A 14122-nucleotide genomic window follows, 5' to 3' on the forward strand; every position below is an offset into this window, starting at 1 on the left:
ACGGGTCACGCGGCGCTCACCTGCCGGTCACCCCATCTTTGCGAGGTCTTTACCCTTGCCCGACGCGCGACGTGCGGACCTGGGGCGGATGCTGCGCGCCTGGCGGATGGCCCGCGACCCCGCTCTGCTGCCGGGTCCCGTGCCGTTCCGCGGCCACCGCCGCTACCTCACGCAGCTCGACATGGCGCTGCTGCTCGGCGTGTCCGAGCGCTGGTACCGCGCGCTGGAGAGGGGCGAGGACCGCGGCTACGCGCCGGAGATGATCACCGGGGTGGTCCGCGTCCTCGGCCTGTCCCCCACGCAGGCGGACGCCCTCCACCTCGGCACGGGCCTTCGGCCGCCGCACCGCCCGCCGCCCGACGCGCGCGTGGACGAGGCGCTGCTCGACCTGCTGCACCAGCAGCGCCGCGTGAGCTGGATCTGCGACCAGGCGTGGGACGTGGTCGCGGCCAACGCCGTGGCCGCGCGCCACTGCCCCTGGCTGGTCCACCCCGGCGCGAACGTCATGACCTGGGCCTTCTCACCGCAGGCCCGCTATCAGCTGCGGGACTGGGAGACCCGGTGGGCCGGCGCGCTGCTCGCCCGGCTGCGGCTGGCCTGGCAGCGGTGGCCGGACAACGAGCGGCTGGACGAGGTGGTGCGCACCGTGCGGCGCGAACCGGGTGTCGCCGAGCTGTGGGACGCCTTCGCCGAGGTCCCGGACCCGGCCGCCACCCCGGCTCGTCCGATGTTCTTCCCCCTGGTCGCGCCCGACCCGCTCGACGTACGCGTCATGACGTTCGGCCGCTTCGACGACGCCTCGCTGCGCTGGCTCGTCCTGACGCCGGCGGACCCGACCGTCACCTTCGTCTGAGGCGTGGTGCGGCGCTAATCGGCCGTCGGGCGGTACACCGTGAGGGCCTCGGGGAGCTTGTCGACGAGCAGCGCGCACGGGGCGTCCGTCACCTCGCCGTCGTACGCCATCTGCGTGCCCTCGGGCAGCCCGGAGATGACGAGCCGCTGGGGGCGGGCGGCGGCGTAGACGCGGGTACGGGTGAGCTGGCCCGCGAGCGCGGCGGCCAGCAGCCGGCTGCGCGCGAAGCGGCCGCCGTGCGCGATGCGGACGTCCAGCAGGCCGTCCGCCAGGTCGTGCCTGCGCACCGGGGCGATGCCCACGCTGCGGTAGGCGCCGTTGCCCGCGAAGAGCAGCCAGATGGAGCGGCGGCGGCCGTTCACCACGGCGCGCAGCGGGCGTCCGGTGCGCAGGATCTGGGCGACACCGAGCAGGGTGGCGGCCGGGCCGCCGATCTTCGGCGACCAGTGTTCGCGGCTGCGGACGAGGTCGGGGTAGCTGCCGAGGCTGAAGGTGTTGAGGAAGTAGGTGGGCTCGGTGTGGGTCCTGCCCGCCGGCCCTATCCCGGCCAGCGGCTTGACGCGGCCGACGTCGGCCCGTACCGCGCTGCCCTCGCGGACGGCCGCGCAGGCGTCCGCGACGGTGTCGACCCCGAGGTCGGCGGCGAAGTGGTTGAACGTGCCGCCGGGCAGCACCATCAGCGGCACCTTGAACCGCAGGGCGGGTGTCACGGCGGCGTTGACCGTGCCGTCTCCCCCGCACACACCGAGGACGCCGCCGCGCCGGGCGGCCTCCCGCGCCGCCTCCTCCAGGACCTTGGGCAGGGCCCCGGCCTCCTCCTCGTAGAGCACCACCTCGGCGCGCGGCAGGGCGGTCCGCAGCTGTCGGACGGGGTCGGCCAGCTGGGGCTGGGCGCCGGAGGAGGGGTTGACCACCACGACCAGGCCCTCCCCGTCGGGCAGGGCAGGCGCGTCGACGCGGGGCCGGGCGGGCGGCGGGAGTTGCGCCCGGGTGGGGACCATCCCCCGCACCGCGTAGGCGGCGCCCACGCCGAGGGCCGCGCCGACCAGGACGTCCCGGGGGCCGTGCGCGTCGCCCCGGACGTGGGAGTACGCGACCGTGGCCGCCAGCGGGGCCAGGGCGGCGCCCCAGCCCGGCGACTCCAGGGCGGCGCCCGTCGCGAACGCGGCCGCCGCGGCGGCGTGGGCCGACGGATAGGGGCCGGTGAGCGGCTTGCGGGGCAGCCGTCGCAACAGGGGTGCCGCGCCCTGGGCGGGGCGCGACTGCCCCACCGTGTGCTTGCCGAGGGCGTTGACGGTCACCGAGGCGAGCGCGAGCGAGGTGACTCCACGCACCGCCGCGCGCCGCCCCCGGGCTCCGCCGAGGGCCCACATCCCGGCGGCGATTCCGCCGAACAACAGGGGGTGGTCGGCGCCGATCAGCCGCCGGGCGCGGTGCCTCAAGAGATCTTTCATGCCCCCCGTATACCCCGGTTGGCGTCAGAGAGGCCACCATCGGCGAGCCAGGCGGTCAGCAGGTCGTTGACCTCGGCGGGGCGCTCCTGTTGGACCCAGTGGCCGCAGCCCTCCAGGATGTGCGAGCCGCGCAGGCCCGGCAGCGTGGCGGGGAAGGCGTCGATCGCGTCGGCCAGCCATGTGGTGGAGGCGTCCAGGGCGCCGCCGATGAACAGGCTCGGCTGGGTCAGGGGCGCGCCGGCGAAACGCCCGAGCTCTTCCCAGTCCCGGTCCATGTTCCGGTAGCAGTTGAGCGCCCCGGTCAGTCCCGTCCGCTCGAACTCCCCGGCGTAGACGTCGAGATCCGCCTCGCCGAGCCAGCCGGGCAGGGGGCCCGTCGGGAAGCGGTCCCGCAGCGGCCGGCCCGGGGCGGCGAAGTGCGGGTCCGGCTCGTGCGGTCCGGGCATGGTGCCGGCGGAGAAGGCCGCGTAGAAGCCCGCGAGCCAGCCGCGGACGTCGGGCTCGATCTCGGCCTCGGCGCGCCCGGGTTCCTGGAAGAGGGAGACGTAAAACTCCTCGTCGCCGCCCAGCTGTGCGAACACCTCGCTGGGGCGCGGGCCGCCGGGCGGCGTATAGGGCACGCTCAGCAGGGCCGCCGCGCGGAACACGTCCGCCCTGACGAGGGCGGAGTGCGCGGCGATGTTCGCGCCCCAGTCGTGGCCCACGATCACCGCGGTCTCCTCGCCGAGGGCGCGCACCACCGCGACGTTGTCCTCGACGAGTTCGAGCATCCGGTACGCGGCCACGTCGTCCGGCCTGCTGGAGCGGCCGTACCCGCGGACGTCCACGGCGACCGCCCGGTAGCCGGCGGCGGCCAGGGCCGGCAGCTGGTGCCGCCAGGAGTACCAGGACTCGGGGAAGCCGTGCACCAGCAGGACGAGTGGTCCCGAGCCCTGCTCGACCAGGTGGATGCGGCCCGCGGGCGAGGGGACGACGCGGTGCGTGGGGTCCGCGAGGGGTGTGTGCCGGGCCATGGATCCTCCTGGTGTCCTCGGTGTCCTGGAAGCCGTCGGCTCCGCGCACGATCATGCGGCGCACGGGCGGACACCCGCGAGGTCTGTTGCCGTTCCGGCAAACAGCGGCAGCCGGACCGACGCCGCGCGTGCCACGTGACGATCGGGTCCGGGGAGCCGCCGTCGACGCGGACCGCGCCGTCAGTGCTCCGACCTCAGCGCCTCGACCAGGACCGGCACGTGCCCGTGGGGCAGGTCCTTCGTCGCCGTGAGCAGGGTCAGGCGGCCGGTGCGGGCGAGGCCGCGCAGGCGGGTGAGCTCCGCCGCCCGTTCGTCGTCGGCCAGCTCCTGGCGGTAGCGCTCGGCGAACTCCTCGAAGCGCGCGGGGTCGTGTCCGTACCAGCGGCGCAGTTCGGCGGAGGGGGCGAGGTCCTTGTCCCAGGCCGTCAGGGCGGCGCGCTCCTTGGAGATGCCCCGGGGCCACAGCCGGTCGACGAGGACGCGGGCGCCGTCGTCCGGCTCCTCGGGGTCGTGGACGCGCTTGACCCGTACGTCGAGAGAACGCCTTGTCGTCATGTCGGCATTGTCCGTCCGCCGGGCGGGCGCCGCCCGCGTGACCCGTTCGGGCGAGCAGCACGGGCCCCGGCCCCCGGCCCCTGTTGCAGTGAGGCCATGACGGGACGCATCGGCAGGATCGACCGGCGGTGGTTCGAGCGGGTGGCGGCGGCGCGGCTGCCCGGGGCGGAGCAGGTGCTGCCGCCGCTGAGCGCGGCGGCGAACCACGGGCGGCTGTGGTGCGCCTCGGCCGCGGTCCTGGCCGCCGCCGGCGGGCCGGCCGCCCGGCGGGCCGCGCGCCGGGGCGTGGGCGCGCTGGCGCTCGCCTCGCTGGCCACGAACGCGGTCGCGAAGTACGCGGTGCGCCGCAGCCGTCCGGTGCACGACGCCGTGCCCCTGGTGCGCCGGCTGGCGAAGGCGCCGTGGACGTCGTCGTTCCCGTCCGGGCACGCGGCGTCGGCGGCGGCGTTCGCCACGGGGGTGGCCCTGGAGTCGCCCCCCTACGGGGCCGTGGTCGCGCCGGTCGCCGCGGCCGTTGCCTTCTCCCGGGTGTACGTAGGGGTCCACTACCCCGGTGACGTGCTGGCGGGCATCGCGCTCGGCGCGGCCGCGGCGGCGGTCACCTGCTACTGGTGGCCGCCCCGCCCGGCGCCCGCGCGGATCGGGCGGACCCGGGCGGCGGCGCCCGCGCTGTCCGACGGCGAGGGTCTGGTGGTCGTCGTGAACTCCGGCGCCGGCAAGGGCGTGCCGGGCCGGCCGCCCGCCGGGCAGTACGTCGAGCTGCTGCTGCCGAAGGCGGACATCCTCGCGTGCGGGCCGGACGACGACCTGGGCGAGCTCCTGGACAAGGCGGTCGCGCGGGCCGCCGAGTCGGGCGGGGCGCTCGGGGTGTGCGGCGGGGACGGCACGGTCAACGCCGCCGCCCGCCGGGCCGTCGCGGCCGGGGTGCCGCTCGCGGTCTTCCCCGGCGGCACCCTGAACCACTTCGCGCTGGACGCGGGCACGGTGACCTTCGAGGACACCGCGCACGCCGTGCGGCGCGGCGAGGCCGTCAGGGTGGACCTGGCGCGGGTCAGGGACGGTGCGGGGGCGGACGTCACGGGTTTCGTGAACACGTTCAGCATCGGGCTCTATCCGGAACTGGTGCGCAGACGTGAGCGGTTGGAGGGGCGCATCGGCAAGTGGCCCGCGGCGGCGGTGTCGTTGCTGGGCGTCCTGCGGGACGCGGCGCCGCTGCGGGTCCGGCTCGACGGCCACGACCGTGTCCTGTGGCTGCTGTTCGCGGGCAACGGCCGCTATCTGCCGGAGGGCCTGGCCCCCACGCACCGGCCCGAGCTGGACGAGGGGCTCCTCGATGTCCGTACGGTCGACGCGGAGGTGCCGCTGGCCCGGACCCGGCTCGCCCTGTCCGCGCTGGCCGGCGCGCTGCGGCGCTCCCACCTCTACCGCGCCGAACGCGTCGAGCGGCTGCGGATCAGCGGTCTGGAGGACGTGCCGGACCTCGCGTACGACGGCGAGCGGGGGCCGGCGCCGGACGCGCTGCTCCTGGACAAGCGGCGGGGCGCCCTGACGGTGTACAGCCCGGCCGCGCCGGAGGACGAGATCACCCAGCTGGCCCGCACGGCGTCACTCGCGGCGGCGAGACGCCGCTCCGCCTGACCCCGTCCCCCTGCCTCCCGCGCCACCGGGTCAACGCTCCCGGGACTCGCCCACCCCCGGGTGAAGCGGCGCGCGCCGCGGACCCCCTACGGGTAGGACGGGCGGGGTCAGCCGTCCTCCGCCCGTCTGGAGCAGCGAGCTTTTGAGCACCCGTGCCGTCCTTGTCGCAGCCCTCGTCACCGGACTGGTCCTCGGCATCGCGGGGACCAGAGCGGAGGGCTCCGCGCGGCCTCCCGCGAGCGGTTCGCACGCCGTGGCGGGCCGTTAGGCTGCGGCATTGCCGCGTGGTCCCCTCCGTCCTGACCGCGCGGTCGCCGAGCCGCCGTCGACGGAAGCGAGTGGGCCTTGAACTTCCTCACCATCGGTCATCGCGGGGTCATGGGTGTCGAGCCCGAGAACACCCTCCGTTCCTTCATCGCCGCGCAAGCCGCGGGCCTCGATCTCATCGAACTCGATCTGCACCTGAGCAAGGACGGCGCCCTCGTCGTCATGCACGACGCCGACGTGGCCCGGACGACCGACGGCAAGGGACCCATCGCCGAGAAGACCCTCGCCGAGCTGCGGGAGCTGGACGCCGGCCGCGGCGAGCGCGTTCCCGTCTTCGAGGAGGTCCTGGACGCCGTGCGGGCGCCGCTGCAGGCCGAGATCAAGGACGTGGCGGCCGCGCGCGCCCTGGCCGAGGTCATGCACCGCCGCGACCTGGTCGCGCGCGTGGAGGTGATCTCCTTCCACGACAAGGCGCTCGCGGAGATCGCCCGCCTGGTGCCCGGGGTGCGCACCGCGCTCGTCGCGAGCCGTTACGGCACCGACGTCGTGGAGCGCGCCACCGCCGTCGGCGCCACCACGCTGGTCCTCAACATCCGGCGGCTGACGCTGGAAGTCGTGGAGCACGCCAGGAAGGCCGGCCTGCGGATCATCGGCTGGGTCGTGAACACGCAGGACGACCTGCGGCTGGTGCGCGCGCTGCAACTGGACGGCGCGACCACCGACTACCCGGAGATCAAGCGGACGGGCCGCTTCACGGCCTGAGGGCGCGCGCGGCCCCGGCCCTCAGAGCGCGAGGTCCTTGACGAGGAGCTCGAAGCGGAGGTCGGCGCGCTGCGGAATGCCGAAGCGCTCGTCGCCGTACGGGAAGGGGGTCGTCTCTCCCGTACGGCCGTAGCCGCGCCGCTCGTACCAGGCGATGAGGTCCTCGCGTACGGAGATCACGGTCATGTGCATCTCCCGGGCGCCCCACTCCTCGCGCGCCACCCGCTCCGCCTCGGCGATGATCACCTTGCCGAGGCCCCCGCCCTGCTGGGCCGGGCTCACCGCGAACATCCCGAAGTAGGCGTGCTCGCCACGGTGCTCGAGCTGGCAGCAGGCGACGAGCGCGCCGTCGCGCTCGACGGCCAGCAGGCGGCTCCCGGGCGACTCGATGACCTCGGCGACGCCCTGCGGGTCGGTGCGCTGCCCCTGGAGGATGTCCGCCTCGGTGGTCCACCCGGCCCGGCTCGCGTCCCCCCGGTACGCCGACTCGATGAGCGCGACGAGCGCGTCCACGTCGGCCGGGCCCGCGTCGCGGAAGGTGACGTCGCCGGTGAGGGGGCGCGGGGCGGTGTCCATCGACAGGTTTCTCCGATCTGGGCGCGGCTTGCTGCTCCGCCGAGCCTAACGCGGCGCTAGGGTGCGGCCGCATGGTGCATGTACTGAGCAGCAGGACCCTTGTCCACCCGACCGATCCGGAGCGCTCCCGGGCGTTCTACGGCCAGACGCTGGGCCTCGCCGTCTACCGCGAGTTCGGCACCGGCCCCGAGCGCGGCACCGTCTACTTCCTCGGCGGCGGCTTCCTGGAACTCTCGAGCCGCTCCGACACCCCTCCCCCGCCCTCGCTCCAGCTGTGGCTCCAGGTCCCGGACGTGCACGCGGCGCACGCGGAGCTGGCCGGCCGGGGCGTCGACGTGGTCCGGCCGCCGGTCAAGGAGCCCTGGGGCCTGGTCGAGATGTGGATCGAGGATCCGGACGGCCTGCGGATCGTCCTCGTCGAGGTCCCCGAGGACCACCCCATCCGCTTCCGGCCGGGGATCTGACGGGACGCGCCCCGCGAGCACCCCCGGGCCGATGTGAAGCACGTCACACGATTCATCCATCCGGGATGCAGGGGTACAAGGCCACAGGTACGGTCCCGAGAAGATCCAGCAAGACGATCTCCCACAGTGTTGGAGTGACATCACATGGCAGCTCCCCGGATCCTCATCGTCGGCGGCGGGTTCGCCGGCATGGAGTGCGCGCACAAGCTGGAGAGGAAACTCGCGCCACACGAGGCGGAGCTGCGGCTTATCAGTCCGATGGACCACCAGCTCTACCTGCCCCTGCTCCCGCACGTCGCGGCCGGGGTGCTCACCCCGCAGTCGGTCGCGGTGCCCCTGCGCCGGATGCTGCGCCGCACGGCGATCGTGCCGGGCGGCGCCATCGGCGTGGACACCAAGGCCAAGGCCGTGATCGTACGGAAGATCAACGGCGAGGAGGTCGTGGAGCGCTACGACTACCTGGTCCTGACGCCGGGCAGTGTGACCCGGCAGTTCGACATCCCCGGCGTCGACAAGTACGCGGTGGGCGTCAAGACGCTCGCCGAGGCCGCCTGGATCCGCGATCACGTCATCTCCCAGCTGGACCTGGCGGCGGCCAGCTCGCACCGCGAGGAGCGGGAGCAGCGGCTGCAGTTCGTCGTGGTCGGCGGCGGATACGCGGGCGTGGAGACGGCCGCCTACCTCCAGCGTCTGACGTGCGCGGCCGTCAAGCGCTACCGGGGTCTTGACGTGTCTCAGATCAAGTGGCACGTGGTCGACGTGGCCCCGAAGCTGATGCCGGAGCTGGGCGACCGGCTCGGCGAGAAGGCGATGGAGATCATGCAGCGCCGGGGCGTGAACGTCTCGCTCGGGGTGTCCGTGGCCAAGGCGACCGAGGACACCGTCACCCTCACCGACGACCGCGTCCTGCCGTGCCGCACGCTGATCTGGACCGCGGGCGTCGCGCCCAGCCCGCTCATCGCGACGCTCGGCGCCGACACCAACCGGGGCCGCCTGGTCGTCCGGCCGGATCTGACGGTGCCGGGCCTCGACGGTGTCTTCGCGCTCGGCGACGCGGCGGCGGTGCCGGACGTCGTCAAGGGCGGCGACGCCATCTGCCCGCCGACCGCCCAGCACGCCATGCGCCAGGGCTGGGCCGCGGCGAGGAACGTCCTCGCCGCGCTGCGGGGCCTGCCGCTCGCCGACTACCGGCACAAGGACATGGGCCTGGTCGTGGACCTCGGCGGCATCCAGGCGGTGTCCAAGCCGCTGGGCGTGCAGCTGACCGGGCTGCCCGCCCAGGTGGTGGCGCGCGGGTACCACCTGGGCGCCCTGCGCACGGTGACCGCCCGGTTCCGCACGGCCGCCAACTGGGGGCTCAACGCGGTCGCGGGCGACGACTATGTGCGCACCGGCTTCCAGGCGCAGCGCCCGGCCACCCTCAAGGACTTCGAGATGACGGACGCGTACCTCTCCAAGGAGGAGATCGGCGAGCGGGTGGCGGCAGCCGGGCTGTGAGGCGCGCCGCCGGCCTCAGGGCGCGGGCGCCGCGGCGCTCCGCCCGGGGCCGGGGGCGAGGGCGGTGACCGCCGTCGCCACCACCAGGTTGGCGGCCAGGGCGATGACGCCGCCGTTGATCCCGTGCAAGGGGTCGTGGTCCGTGCCCCACAGGCCGAGCATCACCGTGAGGCCCGCGCACAGCCCCGCGACGGCGGCCCGCGCCGTGAGCCGCCGCCAGAACAGGGCGAGCAGCACGACCGGCACCAGTTGGGCCAGGCCCTCGTACGACAGGACGGACAGCTCCACCAGGGTGTCGGGGTGGAACAGGCTGCCCGCGAGCGCCAGCAGGCCCGCGAGGACGCACACCGCCTGGGAGAGCCGCTTGGCCCGTAGGTCGCGTGCCTCGGCCCCGCCGTCGGCGGCGCGGCGTGCGCGCGGGTCGGATCCGTTGCCGCCGCCGAGGACGGTACGGCCCCACAGGGTGCCGATCGACAGCATGAACACGCTCATCGGCACGAGGGCCGACAGCGCGCCCGCGACCCCGATGACGGCCACGAGCGGCGCGGGCAGCGAGTCCGTGACGAGAGCGAACAGCGCGAGGTCCGGGTTGCCGAGGGCCGGCATCGCGAAGAGCGCGGTGACGCCGACGACCATCGGCACGAACAGCAGCAGTTGGTACCAGGGCAGCAACAGGGCGTTGCGGCGCAGGGCGTTGGGGCTCTTGGCGCTGAGGTAGCCGGCGACCGTCGTGGGGAAGACGGTGATGGTCACGGCGTTGAGGGCGACGGTGCTCAGGAACCACACCGCGTCGCGGCCGCCCGAGGCGTGCCCGGGGAAGGTCAGCCACTCCGCCTTCTCGGTCACCATGCGCTCCATGAGGTCGCCGAGACCGCCGACGTAGTGCACGGGGATGTACACGGCGAGGCACACCACGGCGAGGATCACCAGGACGTCCTTGACCGCGCTCACCCAGGCCGACCCCCGCAGCCCCGACACGAGGACGAACACCTCGGCGACGACGAAGGAGACGACGGCGGCCACCTTCAGGTCCACGCCGCCGTACGTCATGGCGTGCACGACGACGCCCATGCCCTGGATCTGCACCTGGATGTAGGGGACGAGGAAGACGGTCGCGACGACCGCCACCAGGATGCCCACCGGGCGTGACCTGAAGCGGAATTCGGCGATGTCGGCGATCGAGATGAGGCCGTGCCGCGAGGCGTACGTCCACAGGGCGGGGCCCACGACATAGGCGACGGCGAAGCCGACGGTCAGATACGCGACGAGGTAGAGGATCGGCGCGCCGAAGGAGTACGACCAGCCGGCCGTCCCGAGGAACGAGAAGCTGGTGTACGTCTCGCCCGCCATCAGCAGCCAGATGAACAGCACGCCGAGCCCGCGGCTGGACACGGACCACTCGGCGAGCCCCTTGGACCGGCCGCGCGCGCTGAGCACGCCGATGCCGATGGTGGCGGCCATGGCCAGGGCGAAGACCGTGGTCGCGATCGCGGCGGACCCGCTCATCGGCCGCCTCGCCGCGGCTCATCGGGGCCGGCCCCGGCCAGGTCGGCCAGGTCCTCCAGGTCGTCGGCGGGGAGCGGCTCGACCGCGTTCAGCCGGTACGCCGGGTCGAGGCGGGCCACCAGCCAGATGACGAGCGGGCTGACGAGGGTGGCGGCGATGACCCAGGCGAGCAGGAAGGGGACGCCGAGGACGCGCGGCTCCACGCGGTTGGCCACCAGCGGCGCGGCGCCGTAGAGCACGGCGGGCACGAGCAGCAGCCACAGCGAGGGCCGCGCGACGCCCCGCAGGGTGGGCAGTCCGTCCAGCGGGTCGGTGGGCGGCGGCGCGGGATGGTCCGGGCGGGACATCGTGCTCCTTCACGGCCGTACGCGAGGCGGCCGTACTGGGTGTCGTACACGGGCTATACGGGGGTGGCGCACGCGGGGTGCGCGGAGGGTGTCGTACGCGAGGGGGGTGTCGTACGCGAGGGGTGTCGCCCTCAGCCTCTGCGCACCCCGAGCCGGCCCTCCAGCTGGGCCAGCAACTCTCCCAGGAGGCCGCTCAGCCGGTCCTGTTCCTCCCCGCCGAGCACGGACAGCACCACCGTCTCGTACGCGAGTTGCTCGGGCAGGAGCGCGTCGACCAGGTCGCGTCCCGCGTCGGTGAGCCGCACGTGTGCCACCCGCCGGTCCCGGGCGTCGGCCCGGCGGTCGACCAGCCGCCGTTCCTGAAGCTGCTTGAGCCGCTTGGTGACCGCGGCGCCCGAGGAGAAGGTCTCGCGGGCCAGTTCCCCGGGCGTCAGCTCGTGTTCGGTGCGGCGCAGCGCGCCGAGCAGGTCGAACTCGGCGCGGGTCAGGCCCGCCCGGCGCAGCGGGGCGTCCTCGGCCTGCTGGAGGAGGGCCGCGCAGCGGTTGATGCGGCCGATCACCTCCATCGGCCCGGTGTCGATGTCGGGGCGCACCGTCCGCCACTGCCGCACCACCGCGGCCACGGTGTCCCCGCCGGGGCTCCGCACCGGACCGTTCTCTGATCTCATGCCCGTGTCTTCACTCTCATGCTCGTACGCCCTCCCAGGCGTCGGCGGTTCCTTCGCGGAGCCGCGTCCCCTGGCCGTGCCCACCGCTCTGCCGGCGGACCGTCGCCGCGAGCGTACGGTGTCCGGCGCGTTCGGCGGCGACCACCCGCTGTTCGGGCAGGGCGCGCGGCCACCACTCCCCGGCGGCCGCGTCGGCGGTGGTGCGCAGCTCGACGAGGGCGGCGGTGAGCCGGCGCCGCGCGGACGCGACCCCGCCCGTCCCCGCGAGGGCGGCCTCGGCCCGCTCGCGGGCCCGGTCGACGGCCGCCACGGCCTGTTCGATCCGGTATGCGGCGCGCCGGTTGGTGACGAGGGCGGCCGCCGCGACGCCGAGCGCGGCTCCGACGAGGGTGTCCACCACGCGGTCGAGGATGAGTTCGCCGGGCGGCTGGAAGCGCCCGAACTCGGTGACGAGCAGCGCCATCGGTGTCACGCACACGGTGCCGAGCCAGTAGTTCCGGCTGATCAGGGCCTCCGCGCCGAAGGCGAGGGCGAGAGCGCTCACGACGAGTTCCGCGTGGCCGAGGTGGGCGAAGGGCGCGATGGCGGCGAAGGCGAGCACACCCACGAGGTTGCCGACCACGCGCTGCACGCCGCGGTTCCAGGTGAGCGTCACATTGGCCTGGTAGAGGGAAGCGGCGGTGACCAGGGCCCAGTAGGGGCGGCCGACACCGAGAGCGAGCGAGGCGTAGCCGGCGAGGGCGCAGCCGAGGGCGGTGCGCAGCGCGACGGGCAGCAGCGGGGAGCCCGGTGCGAGGCGGCGCCACAGCGACGGCCCGCCCGCGGCGAGTTCGGCGGCGACGCCCAGCAGTTCGTCGCGTTCGCCGGGGCGTACGTCGTGGGGGCGCGGGACGGCGCCCGTGCCGCGCAGTCCGGCGGCCCAGGCGCGCAGCGCGGCGGGGTCGGCCGCGCCGGGACCGGCGAAGGTTTCCTCGGCGCGGACCAGGAGGCGGGCCAGTGCGTGGCGCGCCCCGGTGGTGGGGGCGCCGGTGGCCGTCAGCGTCTGCCAGGCGGCGTGCACCGCGCCGGCCGCGGCGGCGCGGGCCCGCTCGGCCGCCGGTCCGGCCGCCTCGGCGTACGCGGTGTCGGCGTACGCGGCGACGGCGCGCAGGGCGCGGGCGGTGGCCCGGCGCTCGGGGCCGTGCGGGCGCACCAGGGCGGGTGCCATGCCGACCAGCCAGGCCAGGGCTCCTCCGGCGAGGGTGAGCGCGAGGTGCCCGGGGACCTGGTCGAGGCGCTGCGGCGCGAAGAGGGTCGCCGAGCTGATGAAGGTCAGGATCAGGTGGCCGGGCGGTCCGACGCGGGTCGCGTCGCACAGCGTCTTCTGGGCGGCGGCGAGGAGCGCGCCGACGGCCACCAGCACGGCCGCCGAGCCGGTCAGGGAGGCGGTGACCAGCGCGAGGGCCACCCCGGCGGTCATCCCGGCGACGACCCCGGCCAGGGCGCGGGCCCGGGCGGCGTAGGGCAGGTGATGGGCGTACAGGGCACAGAAGGAACCGGCCATCGTGTACATCACGAGGTCGAGCCGCCCGAGGGCCAGCAGCGTCAGGTTCGGTGCCGCGGTGGCCATGACGACGCTGCACGCGGGCTTGAACCAGATGTCGGAGGGCTTGCCCGGACGCAGCACACCGGCGAGCGGGAGCCGGCGGGGACGGGGGCGGGGGGACGGATGCGGGGACGGCGGCGTACTGCTCATACCTAAAACATTAGCAAGTGTTTTACCCGTGAAAGACACACTCCGGGCCCCGCTTCCGGGACCGTGCCGCACTCCCCCGTGCTCCCCCCGCACCCCCGTGCGCCGGGGTACGGCGCGCCGGGCCTGGGCATCGCTCCGGACGACACGTCTTCAGGGGGAGGTGTGCGGTGCACGGACCGACGCAGGCCGCCTGGCTGCTCGTCGCGCTGTGCGCGGCGACCGGGACCTACTGTCTGCTGCGGATGCGCAGCCGGATCGAGGCGCAGCGCCGCACGGCGGGCGGCGAGGCGCTCATGGGGTTCGGCATGGCGGTGATGGCCGTGCCCGCGGCGGTCGTCGCGCTGCCGCGCTGGGCCTGGCTGGGCTACACCGCGGTGTTCGGGGCGGCCGCGCTGCACGCGCTCTGGGCGGCGCGGGCCAACCGCCACCACGTCCACCACCTCATCGGCGCGTTCGCCATGGTCTACATGTCGGTGGCGATGGTCGTGACGCCCGGCGCGCACGCGGGCCACTCGGGCGCGGGTCTCCCGCCGGTGACCGGCGCCCTCCTGCTCTACTTCGCCGGGTACGTCCTGTGGTCCGGCGCGCGGCTCGCCCCCACGGGGCCGGTCGCGGCGGGCGAGGGCGGCGGCCCGGCGGTCCTCGGCTGGGCGGACCGGCCCGAGCTGGCGCTGGCGTGCAGGCTGTCGATGGGGATCGGCATGCTGGCGATGCTGCTGACCCTCTGACCGGGACGGCGCCCACGCCTCGGCCGCTCCCGGGCGCCGTCTCCCACGGCCGGACTCAG

General features: G+C 74.9%; 14 protein-coding genes. 6 read left to right on the plus strand and 8 right to left on the minus strand.

Annotated elements, in window-relative coordinates:
* Window positions 1-55 precede the first annotated feature (55 nt).
* On the plus strand, window positions 56-853 hold the full coding sequence (locus ACZ516_RS14350) for a helix-turn-helix domain-containing protein (RefSeq protein WP_469010314.1): 798 nt from the start codon (window positions 56-58) through the stop codon (window positions 851-853).
* Between the two features lie 14 nt (window positions 854-867).
* On the opposite strand, the gene ACZ516_RS14355 is transcribed toward ACZ516_RS14350, so the two are convergent.
* The 3 genes from ACZ516_RS14355 to ACZ516_RS14365 all read right to left on the minus strand — a co-directional run bounded on the left by ACZ516_RS14355 (window position 868) and on the right by ACZ516_RS14365 (window position 3875).
* The gene (locus tag ACZ516_RS14355) at window positions 868-2307 is read right to left on the minus strand and encodes a diacylglycerol kinase family protein (RefSeq protein WP_358913951.1); all 1440 of its coding nucleotides are present in this window, start codon (window positions 2305-2307) and stop codon (window positions 868-870) included.
* Entirely contained in the window at window positions 2304-3320 is a 1017-nt protein-coding gene (locus ACZ516_RS14360; protein ID WP_469010315.1) for an alpha/beta fold hydrolase, read from the minus strand. Before ACZ516_RS14360 ends, ACZ516_RS14355 begins: the two co-directional genes overlap by 4 nt.
* A gap of 180 nt (window positions 3321-3500) precedes the next feature.
* Window positions 3501-3875: a DUF488 domain-containing protein gene (locus ACZ516_RS14365; protein ID WP_469010316.1), complete on the minus strand. Its 375-nt coding sequence runs from the start codon at window positions 3873-3875 to the stop codon at window positions 3501-3503.
* A 96-nt stretch (window positions 3876-3971) separates the two neighbouring features.
* Between ACZ516_RS14365 and ACZ516_RS14370 the strand changes: the two genes are divergently transcribed.
* Both ACZ516_RS14370 and ACZ516_RS14375 read left to right on the plus strand, forming a co-directional pair.
* Window positions 3972-5513: a phosphatase PAP2 family protein gene (locus tag ACZ516_RS14370; protein ID WP_469010318.1), complete on the plus strand. Its 1542-nt coding sequence runs from the start codon at window positions 3972-3974 to the stop codon at window positions 5511-5513.
* A 345-nt stretch (window positions 5514-5858) separates the two neighbouring features.
* A complete protein-coding gene (locus ACZ516_RS14375; protein ID WP_358588980.1) occupies window positions 5859-6542 on the plus strand; it encodes a glycerophosphodiester phosphodiesterase in 684 nt (227 codons plus the stop codon).
* A 21-nt stretch (window positions 6543-6563) separates the two neighbouring features.
* Here the strand turns inward: ACZ516_RS14375 and ACZ516_RS14380 are convergent, their stop codons facing one another.
* Complete coding sequence (locus tag ACZ516_RS14380; RefSeq protein WP_361084545.1) at window positions 6564-7118, minus strand: GNAT family N-acetyltransferase; 555 nt, start codon at window positions 7116-7118, stop codon at window positions 6564-6566.
* Between the two features lie 71 nt (window positions 7119-7189).
* On the opposite strand from ACZ516_RS14380, the gene ACZ516_RS14385 reads away from it, so the two are divergent.
* Together ACZ516_RS14385 and ACZ516_RS14390 are read left to right on the plus strand one after the other, a co-directional pair.
* The gene (locus ACZ516_RS14385) at window positions 7190-7582 is read left to right on the plus strand and encodes a VOC family protein (protein ID WP_469010319.1); all 393 of its coding nucleotides are present in this window, start codon (window positions 7190-7192) and stop codon (window positions 7580-7582) included.
* 144 nt (window positions 7583-7726) lie between these two features.
* Window positions 7727-9079 (plus strand): NAD(P)/FAD-dependent oxidoreductase, encoded by a 1353-nt coding sequence (locus ACZ516_RS14390; protein ID WP_358588971.1) that lies wholly within the window; start codon window positions 7727-7729, stop codon window positions 9077-9079.
* A gap of 15 nt (window positions 9080-9094) precedes the next feature.
* Here the strand turns inward: ACZ516_RS14390 and ACZ516_RS14395 are convergent, their stop codons facing one another.
* The 4 genes from ACZ516_RS14395 to ACZ516_RS14410 form a co-directional block, all read right to left on the minus strand.
* Window positions 9095-10585, minus strand: a complete 1491-nt coding sequence (locus ACZ516_RS14395) for a sodium:solute symporter family protein (RefSeq protein WP_469010321.1) — start codon at window positions 10583-10585, stop codon at window positions 9095-9097.
* Window positions 10582-10932 (minus strand): DUF3311 domain-containing protein, encoded by a 351-nt coding sequence (locus tag ACZ516_RS14400; protein ID WP_361084538.1) that lies wholly within the window; start codon window positions 10930-10932, stop codon window positions 10582-10584. Before ACZ516_RS14400 ends, ACZ516_RS14395 begins: the two co-directional genes overlap by 4 nt.
* A 131-nt stretch (window positions 10933-11063) precedes the next feature.
* On the minus strand, window positions 11064-11600 hold the full coding sequence (locus tag ACZ516_RS14405) for a MarR family winged helix-turn-helix transcriptional regulator (protein WP_469010323.1): 537 nt from the start codon (window positions 11598-11600) through the stop codon (window positions 11064-11066).
* A 16-nt stretch (window positions 11601-11616) separates the two neighbouring features.
* Window positions 11617-13335, minus strand: a complete 1719-nt coding sequence (locus ACZ516_RS14410; protein ID WP_469010325.1) for an FUSC family protein — start codon at window positions 13333-13335, stop codon at window positions 11617-11619.
* A gap of 167 nt (window positions 13336-13502) precedes the next feature.
* Between ACZ516_RS14410 and ACZ516_RS14415 the strand changes: the two genes are divergently transcribed.
* A complete protein-coding gene (locus ACZ516_RS14415) occupies window positions 13503-14063 on the plus strand; it encodes a DUF5134 domain-containing protein (RefSeq protein WP_358588961.1) in 561 nt (186 codons plus the stop codon).
* Window positions 14064-14122 lie beyond the last annotated feature (59 nt).

The organism is Streptomyces sp. NPDC034037, from assembly GCF_055575715.1.